Genomic DNA, 18,727 nt, shown 5'->3' on the forward strand with positions numbered 1-18,727 from the left:
ACCTCGTTGTCCGGACCGGGAGCGGTGCGTCAGGCCGCCGCGTCCTCGACAGTCGCAGGCTCGAGAGCGATGCCGAGAACGTCGGCCACGTCGTCGACGGTGTGGAACGTCATCTCCGCGGCGACGGCCTCGGGCACGTCGTCGAGGTCGCCCTCGTTACGGGCCGGGAGAATGACCTCCCGCAGCCCGGCGCGGTGGGCCGCCAGCACCTTCTGCTTCACGCCACCGATCGGCAGCACGCGGCCCTGGAGGGTCACCTCTCCCGTCATCCCCACGTCGGACCGGACCCGGCGGCCCGAGAGAAGGCTGACGAGCGCCGTGGTCATCGTGATCCCCGCCGACGGACCGTCCTTGGGGACGGCCCCCGACGGCACGTGCAGGTGGAAGCGCTTGCCGGCGAAGCCGTCGGCGTCGAGACCCAGCGCGTCGCCGTGCGAGCGCACGTAGGACTGCGCGATCTGCGCCGACTCGCTCATGACGTCGCCGAGCTGCCCGGTGAGCGTGAAGCTGCCCGCTCCCGTGCCCCCGTCGCCGGGCATCACACTCGCCTCGACGAACAGGACGTCACCACCCACGCCCGTGACGGCGAGGCCGGTCGCCACGCCGGGGTTCGCGGTGCGGTCGACCACCTCGTTGAAGAACTTCGGGCGGCCGAGCAGGTCGGGCAGGTCGCCGCGTCCGACCGACACGGGTGGAGTGTCGTCGCCGGCGGCGATGCGCGTCGCCACCTTGCGAAGCACCGTCCCGATCTCCCGCTCGAGATTCCGGACGCCGGCCTCACGCGTGTAATCGAGCACGATCCCCCGCAGGGCGTCGTCGTCGACGGTGACCTCGTCGTCGTCGAGCCCGTTGCGCTCGATCTGGCGCTCCAGCAGGTGGTTGCGGGCGATCGCCACCTTGTCGTCCTCGGTGTAGCCGTCAAGGCGGACGACCTCCAGGCGGTCGAGCAGCGGGCCGGGGATCGTGTCGACGACGTTGGCCGTGGCGATGAACAGCACGTGGGACAGGTCGAGCTCGACCTCGAGGTAGTGGTCGCGGAACGAGTGGTTCTGCGCCGGGTCGAGGACCTCCAGGAGCGCGGCCGACGGGTCACCGGAGAACGCACCGGGCTGGAGCTTGTCGACCTCGTCGAGCATGAAGACGGGGTTCATCGTGCCCGCCTCACGCAGCGCCCGCGCGATCCGCCCGGGCTGCGCACCGACGTAGGTGCGACGGTGCCCGCGCACCTCGGCCTCGTCGCGCACACCACCGAGCGACACTCGCACGAACTCACGACCCAGGGCGCGCGCCACCGACTCCCCGAGGGAGGTCTTGCCCACGCCGGGCGGACCCACGAGAGCGATGATGGCTCCCGACCCACGGCCGCCCTCCTGCTCACGGCCTCGGTCGGAGCGCAGCTTGCGGACCGCGAGGAACTCGAGGATGCGTTCCTTCACGTCGTCGAGACCCGTGTGATCGGCATCGAGGACGTCGCGGGCCGCGGACACGTCGAGGTGCTCCTCGGAGAGCGTCCCCCACGGGATCTCGAAGATCGTGTCGAGCCAGCTGCGGATCCACCCGTGCTCGGCGCTCTGCTCGCTGGTCTTCTCGAGGCGGCCGAGCTCACGCTCCACGGCCTCGGCTACGTCGTCGGGCAGATCGGCCGTGTCCATGCGCGCCCGGTACTCGGCCACGACGTCGTCGTCCTCGCCGAGCTCCTTCCGGATGGCCTCCAGCTGCTGGCGCAGCATGAACTCGCGCTGGGTCTTCTCCATCCCCTCGGTCACATCGCGCCGAACCTTGTCCTTGAGGGAGAGCTCGGCGAGGGTGTCGCGCATCCAGCCCAGGGCCTTGTCGAGACGCTCCTCGACGTCCACGGCCTCGAGGAGCTCGACCTTCTGCTCGAACGTGACGTCGGGCGAGTAGCCGGCCGTGTCGGCGACGACGCCCGGATCGTCGATCCCGCGAAGGCCTTCGATGAGGCGGCTCGCGCCGCGGTGCTCCAGCACGCTCTCGACGACCGCCTTGTACTCACGGGCCATCTCGTGGGCCCGCTCCGATGGGGAGGGTTCGCCGAGCGGCTGCGCCTCTACGTGAAGCGCCGAATCCCCGTTGGGTCGGGCGGCGCCCACCCGCGCGCGAGCCAGACCTCGCACGAGGATGCCACGACCGCCACTCGGCAGGTCACCGGAGTCCTCGATGACCGCCACCGTGCCGACCCGGGCATGGCGGTCGCCGACCTTCGGCAGTAGCAGGAGGCGCCGGTCGGCCTCCATGGCCGCCGCCACCGCGGCGCGGGCCTCGTCGGACTCGGCGGCGATGGTGAGCACCATCTGGGGCAGCACGACACCGGTGGTCAGCGTCAGCACCGGTAGCACAGGCACTGTGTCCTCCGTGGTGTCGTCCGTGCTGTCGTCGGGCGGGAGGCCGTCGGGCATGGCATCGCCCGACACGGTGTCGTCCGACATGGTGGCGTCGTCGCTCATGGGTCACCTTCCGGCTGGGCAGATCTGGCCTCGACGGTGACAACAGAACAGCCGGGCCCCCTATTCCCGAGAACGAGATCAGATTTGTGAGGAAACCTGCGTCGACGGGACTCAATCCCGGAGTGGTAGACCCGAACGGGAATCTACGGGCGCGACGGAGAGGAACGGCATGCGGTACCGGTCGGTGGGTCGCTGGGGAGTCGAGGTGTCCGAGGTGGGGCTGGGGTCGTGGCTCACCTACGGCGGCTCGGTGGAGGCCGACGCCGCCACCGCCTGCATCCGGCGGGCCTACGAGCTGGGCGTCAACTTCTTCGACACCGCCAACGTCTACAGCGCGGGCCGGGCCGAGGAGGTCATGGGAGCCGCACTCGCCGACTACCGGCGCGAGTCCTACGTGCTCGCCACCAAGGTGTACTTCCCGATGTCACGACGACCCAACAGCTCGGGCCTGTCGCGCAAGCACATCATGGAGCAGCTCCACGCCTCCCTGCGCCGCCTCGGCACCGACACGATCGACATCTACCAGTGCCACCGCTACGACGAGAAGACGCCCCTCGAGGAGACCTGCGCGGCCATGGCCGACGCCATCCGCTCCGGCAAGGTCCACTACTGGGGGGTGTCGGAGTGGACCGCCGACCAGATCGCCCATGCCGTGACGCTGTGCCGCTCGGAGGGCTGGCCCGTGCCGATCAGCAACCAACCCCAGTACTCGATGCTGTGGCGCGAGATCGAGAAGCGGGTTCTCCCGGTCTCCGGGGAGCTGGGGCTCGGCCAGGTCGTGTGGTCGCCTCTCGCCCAGGGCGTCTTGACGGGCAAGTACGCCACGCCCGACGACATCCCCGAGGACTCACGGGCGGCGGGTGGCGACAAGGACATGGTCACGTGGCTCCTCGAGCCCGAGGTGCTCGACGCCGTCCAGGCGCTCCGACCCCTCGCCGAGGAGGCCGGGTGCACGCTCCCGCAGCTGGCACTGAAGTGGGCGCTGCGCGAGCCGGGGATCTCGAGCGTCATCGTGGGCGCCACGAAGGTCGAGCACGTCGACGACAACGTGGCGGCGTCGGATCTCGATGTACCCGACGAGCTTCTCCAACGGGCGGGTGACCTGCTCGAGTCCGTGACCCGCGGCTGACCGCCGGGCGGGAGTCCGATTCCGGCAGAGTGAACCCCGTTTCATCCGAACTGGAGGATGCGGCCAGCGCTCCGTCGACGGGCGCTCAGCGGAGCTCGGAGACCTCCAGGCGGCCGTTGTCGATGGCCTCCTGGAAGCGCTCGTAGTCGTCCATGTTCTGAGCCGCATAGGCCTCGGAGAAGTCAGCCAGCGCGTGGTCGAGAACGGTGCCCTTCCCCACATACGCGGCGATCGCGATCGGGTCGCCCGATCGGGCGTGGCCCCTCGCGAGCGTCCGGCCACAGAGCCCCGCGTAGAAGCGCATCTGTCGGGGGCTCCCGTCCTCGACCTCGACCGACCCCTTCCAATCGCGGAGCTGGCGCACGTAGAACTGACGGCCTTCGAGGCCCTCGGTCCAGCCCAGGAAGATGTCGGACTGTGCCTGCGCCAGCCTCTGGCCTTCCACCACCCGCCGTCCGCTGTTCTCGTAGGGACTCGGCTCGAGGTGCTCTTCGAGCACCGAGGCCTCGGCCTCCTTGGCCTGGAGGAAGAGGGGATCCCCTCCGTCGCGCCCCTGGAAGAGGACGATCACGCAACGGGTCCCCACGCTGCCGACGCCGACGACCTTGATACCGACGTCGATCGGCGTGTACTGGTCGAGGAGCCAGCGTCGTTCGTCGCTGAGCGTTCCCTTGTAGCTCTCGAGTGCCCTGCGCACCAGCGCTTCGAGTGCCCTGGGATCGTACTCAGCCGGTAGATCTCGGAGAGGGAAGAGAACGGGAGGGTCGCTCCGGATCCTGTAGTGCCCGTCGACCTCGACCGCCAGCTTGCGCAGCGCCTGAAGACTGTTCTTCTTCTCGGAGCGGTGCTGAAAACGGTCGAGTCGTGTTTCGAACTCCGCGGAGTCCATCTTCCCCGAGGCGTGGAGGTCCGCCACGCTGACGTAGTCGTACCAGAGGTCGAGGGTACGCATCTTCGCGAAGTCGGCCATCGCCGCCCGATATGAACGGACGGCGTGCGTCGTCGCCTCTCGGCATGCCTTGCGGGAGAAACCGAGGTGCTGTCCGGCGATCGTGAAGCTCGCCGCGAGACGCTTGAGATCCCATTCCCACGGACCGCGCAACGTCTCATCGAAGTCGTTGGCGTCGAACACGAGCTGTCGCTCGGGGGACGCGTAGGCACCGAAGTTCGACAGGTGTGCGTCACCGCCGAGTTGGGCGGTGAAACCGGAGACGGGTGTCGACGCGAGGTCGGCCGCCATGATGCGCGCCGTTCCCCGATAGAAGGTGAAGGGCGACACGCGCATCCTCGCGTGGCGAAGCGGGACCAACCACGGGACACGGGTCGCGTTCTGCTCCTCGAGCAGCGTGATGGGGTCTCTCCGTCCCTCCGCCGGGCTCCAGTCTCCGTGGCTCGACCGCGGGACGTCCTTGCGGGCGGCACGCCCGACCTCGGCCCGCTCGGCAACGGTTCCATCAACAAGGCTCGGCACAGCAGGCTCCTTTGGTGAGCTCGCGGTCACGACTCTCCCACACCCGTTCGCCGCACACCCACAGAGGCCACCTGCTCCGACTCGCCGCGGGGTGCGTCACCCGGTCCGGGTGATCAGCACGGCCGGACACAGCGGTGTCGTTCGATCACCGGATCGGAGGGCGCCACGAATCGGCGTGACGTCGAGTCATCCCCGGAGCCGTGCGACCCAGAGATCCTCGGCCGGCCATCTCCGAGCCCAGTCCGCGCTCACGATCTCGTAGTACGCCGGCGTCGACGCGTCGGACGGAGCGTAGAGCTCGTGGAGCGCTTCGACGTCGAAACCCGCTGCTCGCAGCTCCCGAATCCATTGTCCATGGCCCGGATGGTGCTCGATACCGCCACCCGGCCAAGCGACGGGGACGAGTTCTCGCGGCGACCGCAGCAAGCGGTCGCCGGCAAGTCCCTCGTCGTCGGGGACACACAGGCCGGCGAGCACGCTGTTGGTCAGAAACACCAGCTTCCCGCTGGGGCGCAGGAGCCGTGCGGCCTCGGCCAGCCAGCGCCTCGGTTCGCACCATGGTGCGGCGCCGTACTCGCTCACGACCAGATCGAAGGATGCCGAACGCAGCGGGACGTCGTCCGCGGTGGCCTCGAGAAGCGGGAAGCGCCTACCGAAGAGGGCCTGACATCTCTGTGCCGTGGCGAGTTGAGCTCGGCTGAGATCCAGCGCGACCGTTCGGGCGCCCGCGGCGTCGAGCCACGCGGAGAGGTACGCCGTGCCGCACGCGAGCTCCAGGACGTCGAGCCCGGCTGGATCGCCCAACACCTCGAGCTGCTCCTCGGACCGTCGGAACAGTCCCCAGCCGATGCCGGGCGTCCCCCACAACGCCTCGGCCTGACTGTCGGTGAACTTCTCGTTGACCGCTTTCCAGAGCGCCCGGTTGCGCTCGATGGTCAGGTTGCGGGAATCGCGTCGGGCGGACGAGCGATGAGATAGATCAACATCCCGAAGAAGGGAATGATCAAGATGACCAGTGCCCATCCGGCCTTCGCCCAGCCGCTGTGGTCGTGACGACGGAAGTTGTCGATGAACGCCCAGATGATGGCGAAGAAGATGGAAAAGATGAAGAAGAACCAGAGCACCGCCAGGGTCAGGCTCAGGAGCGGAAAATCATAGGCGAGCATTCGTGTGCCTCCTTGGAGACGAGTAGGTGTGGACAACGCTAGTGGGATGACCGATCATCGCCGACCGGCGTGAGCTTTTCGTCACCCGTTCAGGGTGATCAGTCCGGGAACCGTCGAGGAAGCGCGCCGCCCCGGAATCCTCCCCACCTGAGGCCGATCCCGGCGCGTGACGCCGGACGAGACGGTTCGGCTCCGACCAGCGTTGTCTGCTCAGGAATCGATCGCCCTGCCGACGTCGTCGGAAGCATCCGAGATGGCCTTCTGGAGCTTGTCGTAGTCGTCGGCGTCGACACCTAGCCTTCGGTGCCGAGGAGCTCGGCGGCGGCGGCGTAGGGGTCGATGTCGCGCTCGACCACACGTTGCGCCAGGGTCTCGAACCGCTGACCGCTGCACAGATCGTCGGCGCGGGCGTCGAGCTGGGCGACGACGATGCGGCGAAGCTCGTCGAGCGTGCGGCGGTGACGGCGGGCGTCGAGCCGCCCGTCCGATTCCAGGAACCGGCGGTGGGTGGCGACGGCGTCGAGCAGTGTGTCGGTGCCCGTATCGTCGACAGCGACGGTCTCCACCACCGGTGGGCGCCACTCCCGGTCGCCCGCGAGATCGAGCATCATCTCGAGATCCCGCACGGCCTCTGCCGCACCGGGACGGTCGGCCTTGTTGACCGCGAACACGTCGGCGATCTCGAGCAGCCCGGCCTTGTTCGCCTGGATTGCGTCACCCCACCCGGGATTCACGACCACGATGGTGGTGTCGGCGGCCCCGGCGATCTCGACCTCCACCTGCCCGACCCCGACGGTCTCGATCAGCACCCAGTCCTTTCCCGCGGCGTCGAGAACGCGCACGGCCTGGGGTGTGGCGAGTGCCAGGCCGCCAAGGTGGCCGCGCGTTGCCATGGAGCGGATGAACACGCCGGGGTCGGTGGCGTGGTCCTGCATGCGGATCCGGTCGCCGAGGATCGCTCCCCCGCTGAACGGGCTCGTGGGGTCGATGGCGAGCACGCCGACCTCGTCACCGTCGTCGCGGATGCGCCCGACGAGCCGGTCGGTGAGCGTCGACTTCCCCGACCCGGGCGCACCGGTGATGCCGACGACGTAGGCGCTCCCCGTGTGCGAGTAGAGCGCCCCGACCGCCGTGTGTGCGTCGGGGCCTCCGGTCTCGATCATCGACAGGAGGCGCGCCACGGCGCCACGCTCACCTGTGACGGCGGCCTCCACGAGGTCTCCCGCGGATGCAGCCGCGACGGCCTTGGTCACGAGAAGCGCAGGTGCGGGAAGCGAACGTGTGGAGTCACCGGGACCCTCAGGATTCGACCTGGACGACCTCGGTGATGCCATCGACGCGATCCATGATGATGCGCTCGACACCGGCCTTGAGCGTCATCGTCGACACCGGGCACGTGCCACAGGCGCCCACGAGCTCGACCGACACGACGCCCTCGTCGTCGATGCCGACGAGTCGGATGTCGCCGCCGTCGGCCTGGAGCGCAGGGCGGATGGCGTCGATCGCCTCCGCGACGCCTGCTTCGCGGGGGTCGGTGTCGGTCCCTGTGGTCATGGTCGTGTCCTCAGATCACTCACCGTGTCGCGGCACCGGGTGGCGCCGTCCGGGTCGTTCAACAACCTCCAGTATCCCATGTGTTCCCGGTGCCGGTCCCAAACGGTCGGGCGCCGTCGACGGACCGGTCGGCTACCGCTGATCCGACCGCCGCCCGGGCGGAAGGCGTCAGTCGGCGATTGTCACGTCGGCGCCGAGGGATCGCAGCATGCCCGGAAGGTCGACGTAGCCCCGGGCGATGTGGCGGCACTCCGACACGAGTGTCTCACCGTCGGCCGCCAGTCCCGCGAGGACCAGTGCCGCACCCGCGCGCACGTCGAGGGCTCGCACCGGTGCACCGGACAGGCATTCCACGCCGCGTACCACGGCGTGGCGGCCCTCTGTGCGGACGTCGGCGCCCATCCGGTTCAGCTCGTCGACGAACGTGTAGCGGTTGTCGAACACGTTCTCGGTGACGACCGACGTGCCGTCGGCGACGGTGAGCGGCGCCATCGCCAACGGCATGAAGTCGGTGGCGAAACCGGGATGAGGGAGCGTCGAGATGTCGACGGCGCGGGGTCGGCCCACAGCCGACACCCAGATTCCCTCCGGCGTGCCGGCGACCTTCACGCCCATGTCGCCCAGCTTCCGGGCCACCATCTCGACGTGCTCGAGACGCGCTCCCTCGAGCGTGATCTCACCGCCGGCCGCCGCGCACGCCATGAGGAAGGTTCCGGTCTCGATGCGGTCGGGCATGATCTCGGCGTCGACGGCGTGGAGCTCGCGGACTCCCTCCACGTCGATCACCGCCGTGCCCGCTCCCGTGATGTGGGCGCCCATCCGGTTGAGGAACGCGGCGAGCTCGGTGATCTCGGGCTCGCGTGCGGCGTTCTCGATGCGCGTGTGACCGTCGGCGAGGACCGACGCCGTGAGGAGGTTCTCGGTGGCGCCGACCGAGGGGAAGTCGAGTGTGAGCGACGCGCCGACGAGGCGCGTACACCGCGCCTGGATCGTGCCGTGGACGACCTCGATGTCGGCGCCGAGATCGGCGAGACCGCGGAAGTGCATGTCGAGCTTGCGGCTCCCGATGTTGTCGCCGCCGGGCATGGCGACGAATGCTTCACCGCAGCGCGCGAGGAGCGGACCGAGCACGTTGACCGACGCCCGCATCTTTGTGACGAGGTCATACGGAGCTTCACCGTGGAGGTCGCCGCTGGCGTCGACGATGACCTCGTCGTCGTTCGGTTGCTCGACGGTGGCCCCGACGGCCCGGAGAACGTCGGACATCACGTCGAGATCGGCCACCGGCGGCATGTTGGAGAGCCGCGACCGCCCGGGTGCCATGAGCGCGGCGGCCATCTGCTTGCAGCCGCTGTTCTTCGTCGCTCCCGAGACGCGTACCGACCCCGACAGCGCGTTCCCGGGTCGCACCAGCAGCCGGTCCATGCCGGTGGAGGCTATTCCGATCGTGCGACGCAGCCACGAGCGGCCGCGCTCCGTCGGGCTCTAGCGGCCGGTGAACTCAGAGTCGCGGCCTTCCAGGGTGGCGGCCATGGCCTCCATGGCGTCGGCCGAGCGCAGGCAGTCCATCTGCACCTCCGCCTCCCGGCGCAGGCCCTCGGCGATCGACAGGTCGAACGACGCGTTCACCATCTCCTTCGACCGGCGCAGCGCCAGCGGCGGACGCGCCGCCAGCTCCGACGCCAGGGTGTCGACCTCGGCGGCGAAGTCGCTCTCCGCCACGAGCCGCTCGACGAGCCCGATGCGGTGGGCCTCGGCGGCGTCGATCTTGGCCGACGTGTAGATGAGCTCCTTGGCCTTGCCGACCCCGACGACCCGCGGGAGCCGCTGCGTCCCCCCGAGGTCGGGGATGATCCCGAAGTTGAGCTCGAGGATGCCCATCCTCGTGTCTTCCCGTGCGACGCGGATGTCGCACGCCAGCGCACACTGGAGCCCGCCACCGAAGGCGTAGCCGTGCAGCGCCGCCACCGTGGGGAATGGGGCGTCCTCCAGCCAGTTGAAGCCGGCCTGGAGGCGCTGGATGCCGTCGGGGTTGGCGATGCTTCCGCCGCTGCCGTCGGAGCCACCACTCGCGAACACCGAGACGTCGATACCGCTGCAGAAGGCACGCCCGGCTCCCCGGACCACGAGACAGCGCACGTCGCTCTTTTCGGTGTTCTCCGCGATGAGCTGCTCTCCTAGGTCGGCGAGCTCGTCCCACATCTCGATCGTGAGGGCGTTGAGCTTGTCGGGCCGGTCGAGGGTGAGCGTGGCGACGTGGCCGTCGCGTTCGTAGCGCAGGTTGTCGGTCGTGAATCCGGTGGTGTCGAAACGTGCCATCAGCTCTCCTGTCGTCGAACTGTCGCTACAGGCCGCGCACCCAGCGCACGGCTGCATCGGCCACGGTGGCGTTGATGTCGTCGGGGGTCAGGCCGCTGCTCTTCAGCGGTTTGAACCCGTGGTCGGCGCTCTCCAGCCAGCAGAACTCCACCGGTCCCGGGATCTTCCTCGCCGCCTTCGCGAGGTCGGGCTTCGCGGCGAGGCTGTCGCGGGTGCCGCTGGCGAAGAGTACGGGCACGTCGAGGCGCGGGAAGTGGTCGGCGCGTGCCTTCTCGGGCTTGCCGGCCGCGTGCAGGGGATAGCCGAGCAGCAGGAGCCCGAGTGCCGGAACGGGGTCGTCCTCGTCGCCGACGATGATCGACGTGTAGCGCCCACCCATGGAGCGCCCGCCGAGCACGAGGCGCTCCGGGGGGAGGTCGGTGCGACGGGTGAGGTTCGCCGCGGCCTGGCGGGTGGCGGCGTCGAGCTTCTTCTTGGAGTCGGGAGCCTTGCGGCCCTCCACACGGTAGGGGTAGTCGAAACGCAGGCTCGGGATTCCGGCGTCTTCGAGGGCGGCCGCCACGGCGACGAGGACCGGCGCGTGGCGGTCGGAACCCGCGCCGTGCGCCAGCAGGACGGAACGATCGGCGCCCCGCCGCGGCCCCTGGAACGAGTAGGCGAGCCTCACGGCGACGAGGGTACGTGTCGGTCGAGGAACGCCTCGGTTCGGGTCAGCTCGTCGACGACCGTGGAGGGGTCGGAGAAGCCGTGGCCCTCGCCGGGATAGACCCGGTACTCGACCTCGGCGCCGGCGGCGCGTGCCGCCTCCACGAAGGCGTCGGTCTGGGCCTGCGGGACGGCCGGGTCGTCGCCTCCCTGGAAGACCAGGACGGGCACCGACGCCAGACCTTCGACCCTGCGCACCGGCGAGCGCTCCCTGTAGGTGTCCCGGCATTCGGGCAGCGGCCCGACCAGGGTGTCGGTGTAGTGGGCCTCGAAGCGGTGCGTGCCGGCCGCCAGAGCCTCGAGATCCGTGACCGGGTAGCGCACCACCACGGCTGCCACGAGACCGGGCGTCGATGCGGCCACGAGCAACGCCGTGAAGCCACCCGCGCTGCCGCCGGTGACAACGACACGCTCGGGATCGCCCCAGCCCGCAGGACCGGCCACCCGCAGCACCGCGACGACGTCGTCGACGTCGAGCTCACCCCAGCGCCCGGCGAGCGCCTGCGTGTAGGCACGCCCGTAACCGGTGGACCCGCGCCCGTTGGGGGTGAGCACGTTCCACCCGCGCCCGCACCAGAAGGCGGCCCGGGACCACCAGTCGGCCACGGCCTGATCGGTCGGGCCGCCGTGGATGTTCACGAGAAGGGGACGGGCCGTGTCGTGGCCGCCGGTCGCCCGCCAGAGCAGGCCGTGGGCCATGTCGGTTCCCACCTCCCAGGACACGGGTTCGGGACCGGGCTGGTCGCCGACGGCGGGAGCCGACGCCACGACGACGGGTGGGGCCGCCCGATCCGGGCTGTCGACGGGTCGGGGATCCGCGTAGCGCACGATGTGGGGAGCAACGGACGGCGCGGACCGGACGGCGAGCAGACCGCCCTCCTCCGACCAGTGCAGCGACCGGTGCCATCCGCCGGCGACATGACGCCCGTCGTGGCCCGGCGCGCCGACCACGAGCCGCCCCGCACCGTCGTCGTTCTCGCACCACGCCAGGGCGGACGAGTCGGGCGCCCACGCGTAGCTGCGCTGGCCCGGCCCCCACGTCGGCTCCGCGTGCTCGCCGGTGCCGTGCACCGGGTGGTGCGCGCCGGAGCCGCCGGCGGGGCACACGGTGACGCGTGCCCATCCAGGAGCGTCGCCGACGTACGCCACCAGCGCTCCATCGGGCGAGAACCGCGGTTGGCCGACCGACTGCGGGTGTTCGGCCGCGTGACTCCCCGCCCCTCGGCCTGCGACGACAGTCACCGGGCCGTCGGGCCAGACCATCGCGACGACGCGTGAGTCGTCCCAGGGCATCGCCGGGATGTCCCACTCGTGCCACACGAGGTACTTCCCGTCGGGCGACCAGGCAGGGTCGAGAGCGAAGTCGGCCGACGACACGGCGATGGGCCCGGCGCAGGCGCCACCCCCGTCGAGAGGTGTGACCGCCACGACGCAGGATTCCTGCGTTTCGGCGACGTAAGCCACGTGCTCGCCGTCGGGCGACACGGCGGGCGCACCGGCGCGCACGCCCTCGGGTGTGAGGGGGACCGGGTTGCTCCCGGACGGGGCCGCGACGTCGGCGACGACGAGGCGCCCGGACCGCTCCGGGTAGACGACCCGACCGTCGAAGGTGGCGTCCATCGTGGGACGCCCCGCCGGCGGGGCGTCGCCCGAGATCACCCGCCGCGCTCCCGACGCCGACTCGCACACCACCGACGAGTCGTCACCGGAGCGCTCCGTCCAGGCGGGCCCGAAACCGGGCACCCACAGCGGGGTACCCGGGCCCCCGCCCGAGGAGAGCTGCTCGGCGCTGAGTGGCGGCGTGCCGGGAGTGCCCACGGCGCCGGAGCGTACCGGTCGCCACGCCGGCGCCCTCCGGTTCGCCGGCGTACGTCCCCGCAGGTGGGCGGCCCGACGGGGACACCGGGCGCCTGCGGGCGTTGCGATTGCGGGCGACATTTGCCCTCGGGGGCACCGATTCGGCGAAACTACTGCCTTATGCCCACCGCCGAGCGGCCCCTGCGCGTCGCCTACCTGATGTTCCGGGGCAATCCGCATTGCGGCGGCCAGGGCGTCTACACCCGCCACCTCACCCGGGAGCTGGCGAACCTCGGCCACCGGGTCACCGTGTTCTCCGGCCAGCCGTACCCCGTGCTCGACGAGGGGGTCGAGCTCGTCGAGGTGCCGGGCCTCGACCTGTACCGCAAGGACAACCCGTTCCGCGCCCCGTGGCCCCACGAGTTCCGCTCCTACGCCGACGTCGCCGAGTACGCCATCCTCTGCGCCGCCGGCTACCCCGAGCCCTACGCCTTCAGCATCCGCGCCCGCGACATCGTGCGTGAGCGCGCCGACGAGTTCGACGTCATCCACGACAACCAGTGCCTCGGCACGGGAATCCTCGACCTCGTCGACGACGGCCTCCCGGTCCTGGCGACGCTGCACCACCCCATCACCGTCGATCGCGACGTGGAGCTCGCCCACGAGAAGAACCTGTGGCGACGGTTCATGTTCCGGCGCTGGTACGGCTTCCTCAACATGCAGATGCGTGTCGCTCGTCGGATCCCCCGGCTCCTCACGGTCAGCGAGTCGTCGCGGCGCGACATCGTCGCCCAGATGGGCGTGTCCGACGACCAGCTCCACATCGTCCCCGTGGGCATGGACCCCGAGGTCTTCGTGCCCCGGCCCGACGTGCAGAGGGTGCGCGGGCGGATCATGACCACGGCCAGCGCCGACATCCCGATGAAGGGGCTCACGATCCTGCTCGAGGCACTCGCCAAGGCGCGCACCGAGCGCCCCGACGCGCACCTCGTCGTGATCGGCAAGCTCAAGAAGAAGAAGAGCGCCGTCCCGGCCGTTCTCGACCGGCTGAACCTCGGCGACGCGGTGCAGTTCGTGAGCGGCGTCGAGACCTCCGAGATCGTTCGGCTCTACGGCGAGGCCGAACTGGCCGTCGTCCCGTCGCTCTACGAGGGCTTCTCCCTTCCGGCGGTCGAGGCCATGGCCTGCGGCGTCCCGCTCGTGGCCACCACGGGCGGAGCACTACCCGAGGTCGTCGGCACCGACCACGAGACGGGGCTGCTCGTCGAACCGGGTGACCCTTCCGCGTTGGCCGGCGCACTCCTCGAGGGACTCGGCGACGCCACCCTCCGGGAACGGATCGGTGAGGCCGGCCGTGCCCGCGTCACGGAGCGCTTCACATGGAAGGCGACCGCGCAGGGCACCGCCGAGCACTACCGGCGGGTCGCCGCGGGCGAGGACCGGACCGGCCACGGGGCGACGGGCACCTGATGCTCACCGTCGACTTCGAGCGTCTCGAGCTGCGACCCGGCGAGCGCGTGCTCGACATGGGGTGCGGGGGCGGGCGTCACGTGTTCGAGATGATGCGACGCGGTGCGACCGTCGTGGCGCTCGACCAGGGCTGGGGGGAGCTCCAGGACGTGGTGGCCACGAGCGGCGCCATGCACGAGGCCGGTGAGCTCCCCGACGGGGATCCGGGCGGCCCCGTCCAGGGCGACGCCCTGCGCCTCCCGTTCCCCGACGACAGCTTCGACCGCATCGTGGCCTCGGAGGTCCTCGAGCACATCCCCGACGACGAGGCCGCCATGGCCGAGCTGGTGCGCGTCCTGCGTCCCGGCGGTCGCATCGCCGTCACCGTTCCGACCTGGTTGCCGGAGCGGGTCTGCTGGGCGCTGTCGAGCGACTACCACACCACGCCCGGCGGTCACGTCCGGATCTACCGAAAGGGTCAACTGGAGGACAGGCTGCGCCGCGGCGGCCTAGTGGTCGAGGGGTCCGGCCATGCCCACGCCCTGCACTCGCCCTACTGGTGGGTGCGCTGCACCGTCGGGGTCGACAACGACGACGCCTACGCCACGAGGCGCTACCACGACTTCCTCGTGTGGGAGATGACCCGTCGCCCGCGCTGGACCCGCGTCCTCGAGGATCTGGCGAACCCCGTGCTCGGCAAGAGCCTCATCATCTACTGCACACTGCCCCCCGGTGACGCGACCCGAGCCGAGGTGTCCGATGCCGCTGCGTGACGTGAGCGGGATCGTCACCGCCGACGAGCTCGACGAGACGGTCGCACTCATCGCCGACCACCAGCTCGACGACGGCAACATCCCGTGGACCCCCGGGGGCCACAGCGACCCGTGGAACATGGTGGAGGCCGCCATGGCGCTCGACGTCGGCGGCCGTCACGCCGAGGCCGAGGCCGCCTACGAGTGGCTGCGCCGGATGCAACGGCCCGACGGAGCGTTCCACGCCTACTACATCGGCACCGACATCGAGGACGTCACGATCGACACCAACGTCACCGCCTACCTCGCCAACGGTGTGCTGCACCACTACCTCTCGACCGGTGACGACCGCTTCCTCAAGGACTTCTGGCCGGTGGTGGCCGACGGGATCGACTTCTGCCTCGACCACCAGGCCGAGTCCGGCGAGATCGTGTGGTCGGCCGACCCCACGAAGCAGATCTGGCGCGGGGCGCTGCTCACCGGCTGCTCCAGCATCCACGCCAGCATCCGCTGCGCCATCCTCATGGCCGAGCACCTCGGTGACGAGCGCCCCGACTGGGAGCTGTCGCTGGGCTCGCTCGCCCACGCCGTCGAGACCCGCCGCGAGGTCTTCCTCGACAAGGAACGCTGGGCGATGGACTGGTACTACCCGCTCCTCGGCGGCGTGCTGCGCGGGGAGTCGGCATGGTGGCGCATCGTCGAGCTGTGGCCCCACTTCGTCGTGGAGGGCCGCGGTGTGCGCTGCGTGTCCGACCGTCCGTGGATCACCGCCGCCGAGACGTGTGAGCTCGTGCTCGCACTCGACGCCCTCGGCGAGACCGCCAAAGCCCGCGAGCTGTTCGGATGGATCCAGTTCCTGCGTGCCGACGGCGGCGGCTACTGGACGGGCATGAACTTCGACGACGACACCTTCCACCTCGACGGCGCCATCTACCCCGAGGAGCAGCCCACGTGGAACCTGGCGGCCGTCGTCCTGGCGGCCAACGCCCTCGAGGGGACCGGCCTCACGGCGTCGTTCTTCCGCTACGAGGGTCTGGCCGAGGGTCTCGACCGTGAGGCCATCCTCGCCGAGATCCGCCGCTCCGCGGGGTAGTCGTTCGCGAGGCGGTCGTCTCGCCGTCGGTCGTTCGGGGGGCGGCTGTCCGCAGGTAGTCTGACGCCCCATGGGCTCCTCCGGCATGAAGAAGAAGGGTCGTCAGCACCTCCCCAAGGTGGGCTCCAGGCCACAGCGCGAGTACTCACAGCGACATCAACGCGACGCCGTGGCCGAGAACCTCGGCTTCGACGTCGAGTCCCACACGGCGGCCGAGAAGGTGGGTGCAGCCGTCCTCGCGGTCATCATCGTGGTGGGGATGGTCGCCTTCATCTTCTTCACCTGAGGCTGGTTCACCTGAGGCACCTTCAGCTGAGGGTTCGTCAGCCGGTACGCACGCGTCGCAGCGTCCGCAGGCTCCCGGTGGTCGTCTCGGGCTCGAAGTCACCACCGGCGACCGCCCGCTGCCACACATGGAACGGGGCCTGCCCACCGTCATCGGGACTCTCGAACACGTCGTGGATGGCGAGGACCCCTTCGGGCACGACGAACGAGGCCCACGCGTCGTAGTCGGAACCCGCGGCCTCCTCCGAGTGGCCCCCGTCGATGAACAGGAGCCCGACGGGTGTGCGCCAGTGCAGCGCGAGTGTCGGCGAATCGCCCACGATCGCGATGACCGAGTCCTCGAGACCCGCCTCCTCGATCGTCCGGCGGAAGAACGGGAGCGTGTCCATCCGTCCCGTTCCGGGATCGACGACCTCGACGTCGTGGTGCTCCCAGCCCGCCTGGTTCTCCTCGGACCCACGGTGGTGGTCCACGGTCAACAGAACGGTGCCGGACGCCGCCGCCGCTGCGCCGAGGTACACGGCGGACTTCCCGCAGTAGCTGCCGATCTCGAGGAGCGGGCCGACCCGGGCGCCGCGCAGCCCCGCCTCGTGGAGGGCCAGACCCTCGTCGTCGGGCATGAACCCGCGCGCGGCCCGAGCCACGTTCAGCATCGCCTCGTCCATTCGACTCCCCTGCCAGGAGATGCAGTGGGGCACTGAGGTCCGCATATGACCCCTCAGTGACGCACTGCATCTGGTGCGACCCTACTGAAGGCGTCGACTCCTGGTGCGTCTCTACGCGGGACGCGTGACCTTCAGGCGCGGATCCCGTTGCGGTGGAAGGTTGTCGTAGAGGTCGGCGACCAGGTCGTCGCGCTGTGAGCGGTGGCCCGGATCGTCCCACAGGTTGCGGAACTGGTGGGGGTCGGACTCCACGTCGTAGAGCTCGCCCTCGGTCCCCTCGTACTCGATGTCGGTCACTGGACTCTCCGTGATGCCGAGCACCCCCTCGGCCAGCCACTCCTCGATCCCGGTGGGCTGTCCGACGGTGCTGGGTTCGTAGGCCGTGGCGAGCCATCCGTCGCGGTAGATGGAGCGCAGGTGCATCCCGTACCCGCCGAACTGGGAGTCCCACTCGCAGAGCACGCGCTCCCGACCCGACCCGGGTGCGGTCGGGAGCGGCGACCCCTGCATGAACTCGGGCGTCTCCACCCCGGCGATGTCACAGAACGTCGGAGCGAGGTCGAGGTGCCCGACCGGCTCGGAGACGGCAGCAGGCGCCACCCCGACCTCGGGCGCCGGGCGCCACACGAGGGGGACCCGCATCAAGGAGTCGGTGTGGAACGGCCCCTTGTAGAGGAGCCCGTAGTCGCCCTGCATCTCGCCGTGGTCGGTGGTGAAGAACACGTCGGTGCGTGCGTCCCATCCCCGTGCGGAGACACGGTCGAGGACCCGCCCACAGGCCTCGTCGATCAACTCGTTCATGATGTGACACATCGCGTTGATCTCGCGGATGTTGTCGTGAGAGAGCGCGCCGGGCCGGAACGTGGCGGGGGCGCCCTCGAGGTTGACGAATGACCCGTCGAAGTAGGCGAGCCAGTGCGCGGGCTTCCGCGCCAGGATCTCACGGATGCGCTCGGGCGACCCGGGATGTCCCGGGGGGAGGTCGAGATCGCCCCAGTCGACGCGGTGCCGCTCGGACGCCGGTGGATCCCACGGGTGGTGAGGGTCGGGGAAGCTCATCCACACGAACCAGTCGTCGTCGGCATCCAGCGAGTCGAGGTACGCGATCGTGCGGTCGGCGACCCAGTCGGTGTGGTAGTGGTCGCGGGGAATCGGGTTGAGCTTCGTCTCCGGCGCGCCAGTGTCGCCACCACCCTTGGCGAGGAGCAACGGGGCGAAACCCTTCTCCTCGCCGGGGAAGTTCTCCATCAGCCACTTCCCGTAGTGCTGGAGCGGGGCACCGAGGCCCGCGGCGATGTGCATGCTCAGCTCGGCGTGGTCGAAGCCGCGCAGAGGGCCCGTCGAGTCGGTGTCGGCGAGGCTGTTCTCGGGGTAGTCGTGCGACGGGTCGAAACCCGGCTCGAAGTGGGCCTTGCCGAGCAGTGCCGTCCGGTAGCCGGCCGACTCGGCGAGGTGCGCGGCCACACTGGGTGCGTCGGCGGGGAGGGGCACCCCGTTGGCGAAGACGCCGTGGGTGCGGACGTACTGCCCGGTGAGCATCGTGGAGCGCGCCGGCATGCACACGGTGTTCTGGTTGTAGGCACGGCGGTAGGTGATTCCCGCGGCGGCGAGGGCGTCGACGACCGGTGTGCGGGCCACGGTGCCGCCGTTGCATCCCAGGGCGTCGTAGCGCTGCTGGTCGGTGGTGATCAACAGGATGTTCCGTCCCATGCCCCGCCCTCCCGGTCCGTTTGATGCGTCCGTGGAGCGCGCTATACGGACCTCAGGGACGCATCAAAGTGGCGACCCTACCGGAGGTGTCGGATCGTCGTGACGGCGTGGGGAGGCGTAGTGTCAGCGGCAGTTCAGAGCACGCACAGCGTGACCGGAGGAAGCCC

At 70.0% G+C, this 18,727-nt stretch carries 17 protein-coding genes; 5 read left to right on the top strand and 12 right to left on the bottom strand.

Annotation, left to right across the window (positions count from 1 at the left end):
• Positions 1 to 29: 29 nt before the first annotated feature.
• On the bottom strand, positions 30 to 2,363 hold the full coding sequence (gene lon / locus R3A49_08185; GenBank protein MEZ5170707.1) for an endopeptidase La: 2,334 nt from the start codon (positions 2,361 to 2,363) through the stop codon (positions 30 to 32).
• Positions 2,364 to 2,634: 271 nt separating this feature from the next.
• On the opposite strand from lon, the gene R3A49_08190 reads away from it, so the two are divergent.
• Positions 2,635 to 3,594, top strand: a complete 960-nt coding sequence (locus R3A49_08190; GenBank protein ID MEZ5170708.1) for an aldo/keto reductase family protein — start codon at positions 2,635 to 2,637, stop codon at positions 3,592 to 3,594.
• Between the two features lie 85 nt (positions 3,595 to 3,679).
• On the opposite strand, the gene R3A49_08195 is transcribed toward R3A49_08190, so the two are convergent.
• The 9 genes from R3A49_08195 to R3A49_08235 all read right to left on the bottom strand — a co-directional run bounded on the left by R3A49_08195 (position 3,680) and on the right by R3A49_08235 (position 12,627).
• Entirely contained in the window at positions 3,680 to 5,065 is a 1,386-nt protein-coding gene (locus R3A49_08195) for a DUF2252 domain-containing protein (protein MEZ5170709.1), read from the bottom strand.
• A gap of 186 nt (positions 5,066 to 5,251) precedes the next feature.
• The gene (locus R3A49_08200) at positions 5,252 to 5,872 is read right to left on the bottom strand and encodes a class I SAM-dependent methyltransferase (protein MEZ5170710.1); all 621 of its coding nucleotides are present in this window, start codon (positions 5,870 to 5,872) and stop codon (positions 5,252 to 5,254) included.
• A 128-nt stretch (positions 5,873 to 6,000) separates the two neighbouring features.
• Positions 6,001 to 6,231, bottom strand: a complete 231-nt coding sequence (locus R3A49_08205) for a PLDc N-terminal domain-containing protein (protein MEZ5170711.1) — start codon at positions 6,229 to 6,231, stop codon at positions 6,001 to 6,003.
• A 293-nt stretch (positions 6,232 to 6,524) separates the two neighbouring features.
• Positions 6,525 to 7,484 carry a methylmalonyl Co-A mutase-associated GTPase MeaB gene (meaB, locus tag R3A49_08210; GenBank protein MEZ5170712.1) on the bottom strand — a complete coding sequence of 320 codons (960 nt, stop codon included), beginning with the start codon at positions 7,482 to 7,484 and terminating at the stop codon, positions 6,525 to 6,527.
• Positions 7,485 to 7,530: 46 nt separating this feature from the next.
• Entirely contained in the window at positions 7,531 to 7,785 is a 255-nt protein-coding gene (locus tag R3A49_08215) for a NifU family protein (GenBank protein MEZ5170713.1), read from the bottom strand.
• Positions 7,786 to 7,953: 168 nt separating this feature from the next.
• Complete coding sequence (gene murA, locus R3A49_08220) at positions 7,954 to 9,210, bottom strand: UDP-N-acetylglucosamine 1-carboxyvinyltransferase (GenBank protein MEZ5170714.1); 1,257 nt, start codon at positions 9,208 to 9,210, stop codon at positions 7,954 to 7,956.
• Between the two features lie 60 nt (positions 9,211 to 9,270).
• A complete protein-coding gene (locus R3A49_08225; GenBank protein ID MEZ5170715.1) occupies positions 9,271 to 10,104 on the bottom strand; it encodes an enoyl-CoA hydratase-related protein in 834 nt (277 codons plus the stop codon).
• A 25-nt stretch (positions 10,105 to 10,129) separates the two neighbouring features.
• Complete coding sequence (locus R3A49_08230; protein ID MEZ5170716.1) at positions 10,130 to 10,771, bottom strand: alpha/beta family hydrolase; 642 nt, start codon at positions 10,769 to 10,771, stop codon at positions 10,130 to 10,132.
• Positions 10,768 to 12,627: a prolyl oligopeptidase family serine peptidase gene (locus R3A49_08235; GenBank protein ID MEZ5170717.1), complete on the bottom strand. Its 1,860-nt coding sequence runs from the start codon at positions 12,625 to 12,627 to the stop codon at positions 10,768 to 10,770. Before R3A49_08235 ends, R3A49_08230 begins: the two co-directional genes overlap by 4 nt.
• Positions 12,628 to 12,786: 159 nt before the next feature.
• Here R3A49_08235 and R3A49_08240 point away from each other — a divergent pair, with 159 nt between their 5' ends.
• From R3A49_08240 to R3A49_08255, 4 genes are all read left to right on the top strand, one after another.
• Entirely contained in the window at positions 12,787 to 14,076 is a 1,290-nt protein-coding gene (locus tag R3A49_08240; GenBank protein MEZ5170718.1) for a glycosyltransferase family 4 protein, read from the top strand.
• Positions 14,076 to 14,828, top strand: a complete 753-nt coding sequence (locus tag R3A49_08245; GenBank protein ID MEZ5170719.1) for a methyltransferase domain-containing protein — start codon at positions 14,076 to 14,078, stop codon at positions 14,826 to 14,828. The genes R3A49_08240 and R3A49_08245 overlap by 1 nt, the downstream gene beginning before the upstream one ends.
• Positions 14,815 to 15,900, top strand: a complete 1,086-nt coding sequence (locus R3A49_08250) for a prenyltransferase (GenBank protein ID MEZ5170720.1) — start codon at positions 14,815 to 14,817, stop codon at positions 15,898 to 15,900. Before R3A49_08245 ends, R3A49_08250 begins: the two co-directional genes overlap by 14 nt.
• 70 nt (positions 15,901 to 15,970) lie before the next feature.
• A complete protein-coding gene (locus R3A49_08255) occupies positions 15,971 to 16,186 on the top strand; it encodes a hypothetical protein (GenBank protein ID MEZ5170721.1) in 216 nt (71 codons plus the stop codon).
• Positions 16,187 to 16,223: 37 nt separating this feature from the next.
• Here the strand turns inward: R3A49_08255 and R3A49_08260 are convergent, their stop codons facing one another.
• On the bottom strand, positions 16,224 to 16,850 hold the full coding sequence (locus tag R3A49_08260) for a class I SAM-dependent methyltransferase (GenBank protein MEZ5170722.1): 627 nt from the start codon (positions 16,848 to 16,850) through the stop codon (positions 16,224 to 16,226).
• 111 nt (positions 16,851 to 16,961) lie between these two features.
• Entirely contained in the window at positions 16,962 to 18,560 is a 1,599-nt protein-coding gene (locus R3A49_08265; protein ID MEZ5170723.1) for a sulfatase-like hydrolase/transferase, read from the bottom strand.
• Positions 18,561 to 18,727: the final 167 nt, after the last annotated feature.

The organism is Acidimicrobiia bacterium (genome assembly GCA_041394025.1).
Lineage (GTDB): Bacteria > Actinomycetota > Acidimicrobiia > IMCC26256 > JAOSJL01 > JAOSJL01.

Excerpts from the sequence above, each read along its gene's own strand:
- R3A49_08190 (MEZ5170708.1), top strand. The coding sequence starts at position 2,635 with ATGCGGTACCGGTCGGTGGGTCGCTGGGGAGTCGAGGTGTCCGAGGTG.
- R3A49_08205 (MEZ5170711.1), bottom strand. The coding sequence starts at position 6,231 with ATGCTCGCCTATGATTTTCCGCTCCTGAGCCTGACCCTGGCGGTGCTC.
- R3A49_08215 (MEZ5170713.1), bottom strand. The coding sequence starts at position 7,785 with ATGACCACAGGGACCGACACCGACCCCCGCGAAGCAGGCGTCGCGGAG.
- murA (MEZ5170714.1), bottom strand. The coding sequence starts at position 9,210 with ATGGACCGGCTGCTGGTGCGACCCGGGAACGCGCTGTCGGGGTCGGTA.
- R3A49_08225 (MEZ5170715.1), bottom strand. The coding sequence starts at position 10,104 with ATGGCACGTTTCGACACCACCGGATTCACGACCGACAACCTGCGCTAC.
- R3A49_08240 (MEZ5170718.1), top strand. The coding sequence starts at position 12,787 with ATGCCCACCGCCGAGCGGCCCCTGCGCGTCGCCTACCTGATGTTCCGG.
- R3A49_08245 (MEZ5170719.1), top strand. The coding sequence starts at position 14,076 with ATGCTCACCGTCGACTTCGAGCGTCTCGAGCTGCGACCCGGCGAGCGC.
- R3A49_08250 (MEZ5170720.1), top strand. The coding sequence starts at position 14,815 with ATGCCGCTGCGTGACGTGAGCGGGATCGTCACCGCCGACGAGCTCGAC.
- R3A49_08255 (MEZ5170721.1), top strand. The coding sequence starts at position 15,971 with ATGGGCTCCTCCGGCATGAAGAAGAAGGGTCGTCAGCACCTCCCCAAG.
- R3A49_08260 (MEZ5170722.1), bottom strand. The coding sequence starts at position 16,850 with ATGGACGAGGCGATGCTGAACGTGGCTCGGGCCGCGCGCGGGTTCATG.
- R3A49_08265 (MEZ5170723.1), bottom strand. The coding sequence starts at position 18,560 with ATGGGACGGAACATCCTGTTGATCACCACCGACCAGCAGCGCTACGAC.